At 30.2% G+C, this 3,205-nt stretch carries 3 protein-coding genes; all 3 read right to left on the reverse strand.

Annotation, left to right across the window (positions count from 1 at the left end; translation table 11 throughout):
- Nucleotides 1–242: 242 nt before the first annotated feature.
- Nucleotides 243–1,046 (reverse strand): DUF2971 domain-containing protein, encoded by an 804-nt coding sequence (locus tag ACFSSB_RS15385; protein WP_379905907.1) that lies wholly within the window; start codon nt 1,044–1,046, stop codon nt 243–245.
- Nucleotides 1,047–1,211: 165 nt separating this feature from the next.
- A complete protein-coding gene (locus ACFSSB_RS15390) occupies nt 1,212–2,012 on the reverse strand; it encodes a DUF695 domain-containing protein (RefSeq protein WP_379905909.1) in 801 nt (266 codons plus the stop codon).
- A 190-nt stretch (nt 2,013–2,202) separates the two neighbouring features.
- Nucleotides 2,203–3,057 carry an alpha/beta hydrolase gene (locus ACFSSB_RS15395; RefSeq protein ID WP_379905911.1) on the reverse strand — a complete coding sequence of 285 codons (855 nt, stop codon included), beginning with the start codon at nt 3,055–3,057 and terminating at the stop codon, nt 2,203–2,205.
- Between the last annotated feature and the right edge of the window lie 148 nt (nt 3,058–3,205).

The raw sequence follows: 3,205 nt of genomic DNA on the forward strand, positions 1-3,205 counted from the left end.
GTATAAATTCCGAAATTTGAGTGAGAAGATATTCCGATTTTGAGTGATCAGAAATTCCGATGAATATTATTTTTTGAAATTCGGTTTAAAAGGAGTTACAATTTCGGAGCAATTAAAGGTAACGGTTCTGTATATGATACGTTGCGTGTGTAAGCAACTAATTTAGCAAATAAAAACCGAATAGAATATTCCGCAGGAATATTCGTAAGTAGGCTAGAACTAGCAATGGATTATATACTTTGTTATGCACTGGGCTTTATTATTTCATCTTTAAGTAAGAAAGTTTCTGAATCAACTATCATTTTCTTAAAAGTTATTTTATCGTAAGGCAACTCACTTTTTTTTATTCGGCTCATTGCGTTATCAATTTCGTTTTTTTTGACATTACAACCAAATATAATTTCTTTTATTCTGTCTTTGTCATAGTTTATAAATTCGGAATCCTCATTATTTTTGGATTGAGCAATTGCCCTAATCTCTTGCTCATAAATCCATCTTTCCGACTTTGTTGTTAACCAATAAAGTAAAATTCTATTAGTATTAGTTTCTCCGTCTAATAATTTTATTTCGTTTAAATACTTTACAGGACAAAGAATGAACTTTTCAGGATATAAATGAGGAAAATCAAATCCAACACAAATTCCGTTGTGTTTATTCGCATAGTGCGACCACATTAAAACTTCGTTGTATATTTTTGAAAAACAAGATAGTTTATAATCTTTTTTCTTGCTCTTTAATAGTTTTGACAATGTATTTGGGTCATTAAGTTTTTTCGCCATTTCACGACGTTTCTGTCGAGAATATTTTTCTTGAATTTCGGCAAAAGCATTAGCAATATTTTTCTTGTCAATATTTACTTTTAATAATTTTTCGTTACAATCAAAAGGGTCGTTGAAAGTTTCTGGATTTGAAAATTTCAGTGATTGTTTTAGAATGATTTCCTCAAGTGCGATTTCGTAACTTGAAAATTGATAAACTATTTTCGTATTCAAAACCGAAACCAAATCATTGGTTATTATTTTTTCAATTTCGGATTTCTGTAGCATTCTTTAGAGTGAGTTTTTCGCCTTGTGCATAACGTGTTTGTATATGGTTTGTTGCGTGGTTAAGCAACTAAGTTAACAAATAAAAACCGAATAGAAAATCCGCGAGGATTTTCGTAAGTAGGCGAGAAGCTAGCAATAAATTATATACGGTGTTGCCCACAGTTTTTATTTCTCAATTGATGTTTCCCAACCATCATAATCTCCATTTAATTCAGATGCTTTTTGCCATAATTCCAAGGTATATTCATCTATTTCATCATATCCAACTTTGTCAATCCGTGAGATTTGAATCACAAATTTATATTCGTTCGGTTGTTCTGTTTTTGCTTTGTTTTTTGTCTTAAAACCTAAATCATTTGTAAATTTCTCAAATTGGTCAATTTCACTTTTGGTTTTAAAATATATCCAATGAAAAACTTCTCTTTCTTTTGTTAGATTGTCTCCGCCTTTTTCTAATTGTTCGAGAACTCTTCTGTTTTGAATTATTTGCATTTGTCTTGGCAGAGGATATAGAAAGTCAAAATAACCACTCCATTTTTTATCTTCGTTATGTCCAAAGTCAAATTTGTGATTTGGAAATTGGGTCATTGCTGAAGAAACTTCTTTTTCCATTAAAATCGTGTTTTCTCCAAAAAAGTACAAATCTCGAAATCCGTTAGAAGTTAGCCGACCTGCAAAAGTATAATTCAGATTTTTTTTGTTAAATTCACTTATTATTACGTCTTCAATTTTCCATAATTCATCTGCATCTTCGTTACTCGACAATCCATTGTCTTTCGGATTAGGCATTTTGATTGAAACATAAACTACATTTTCTTGTCCTTTTATTGGTGCAACGTTCATTAAATTCAAATCGGTTGCAATTGAACTTAATTTGTCATTTACATTCGAAAAGTAAAATGTCCAATCAGGTTGATATTCATTTTTCGGTTCAGATTGTCCGAAGATTTTACTTAAAAATCCCATAAATAAAATAAAGGTTAATATGTTTCGATGATGTTTTTTCAAATTGTGGGCAACGGTCTTGTGTATGGTTAGTTGCGTGGTTAAGCGACTAATTTAGTAAACAAAAACGAACGCGAGAAAATTCCGAAGGAATTTTCCAAATAGGCAACGACCAAAGCAATTAATTATACACGTTGTTGTGAGCAGTGCTTTATTCGTTTGCTAATTCGTTACTTATGATTTCGATAAACTTTTCGTTCCACTTTTTATAGTCATGTCCGCCATCAAATTCATTAATCTCAGCAGATAAATTCAATTCGTTATACTTTACTCTTAAGAATTCCGCATCTTCTTTAAGAAATGAAGGTTCTTCATTGCCATATTCTGAATAAAGATTTGGATAATCAACATTCTCTTTCCAAATTTTTGATTGGATATTTCCACCAAATATTGAAAAACAGAGATAAGTTCCAATTGTATTTGGCTTTTTATTTAACATACTCATTCCAAAACCAGCACCATTAGAAACACCATAAAAATATCTTTCATCTTTAGATAGTTTTTGGTTTAACTTATTTTCTACTGAAGATATTAATTCGTCATTAAAGTAATTCATATGATTTTTAAATCTATCAGAAAGTTTAGGATTGTGCTGCCCTTCAATATATTGATTTTCAATATATTCAAAATTTCTGTAGTTTAGGTATAATTTATCGCCATTCCCAATTTTCCCACTACTATCGGCAACTATTGAGTTATTATGGCTCTCGATTAAAATAGTTGGCTTAATTATTCGATTATCTATTAGTGAGTCTAATAATCTTTTATAAAATTTTTTTTCTGAGATTTCGTTACCGTCGGTAGCATAGATAATTGGATATTTTTTTCCTCTGTCAAAACCCTTTGGTAAATAGACATTATGTTTACGATATTCTTTCAAGTGTTTGCTATAAATCGAATCAGTATAATATTCAGATTCCGAGATTTTAGCTGTCTTTTTTGAATCACAACAAGTAAATAAAACTCCTAAAGTTACTATCAATAATATTCCAATTTTTATTTTCATCCGATTTTTTTTGCATTGCTCACAACGGTTTTGTATATGATATGTTGCGTGTATAAGTCACTAATTTAGCAAATAAAAACCGAATAGAATATTCCGCAGGAATATTCGTAAGTAGGCTAGAACTAGCAATGGATTATATACTTTGTTG

The organism is Lacinutrix gracilariae (assembly GCF_042684485.1).
In the GTDB taxonomy this organism is placed as follows: Bacteria; Bacteroidota; Bacteroidia; order Flavobacteriales; family Flavobacteriaceae; genus Oceanihabitans; species Oceanihabitans gracilariae.

Excerpts from the sequence above, each read along its gene's own strand:
- ACFSSB_RS15385 (WP_379905907.1), bottom strand. The coding sequence starts at position 1,046 with ATGCTACAGAAATCCGAAATTGAAAAAATAATAACCAATGATTTGGTT.
- ACFSSB_RS15395 (WP_379905911.1), bottom strand. The coding sequence starts at position 3,057 with ATGAAAATAAAAATTGGAATATTATTGATAGTAACTTTAGGAGTTTTA.
- ACFSSB_RS15390 (WP_379905909.1), bottom strand. The coding sequence starts at position 2,012 with ATGGGATTTTTAAGTAAAATCTTCGGACAATCTGAACCGAAAAATGAA.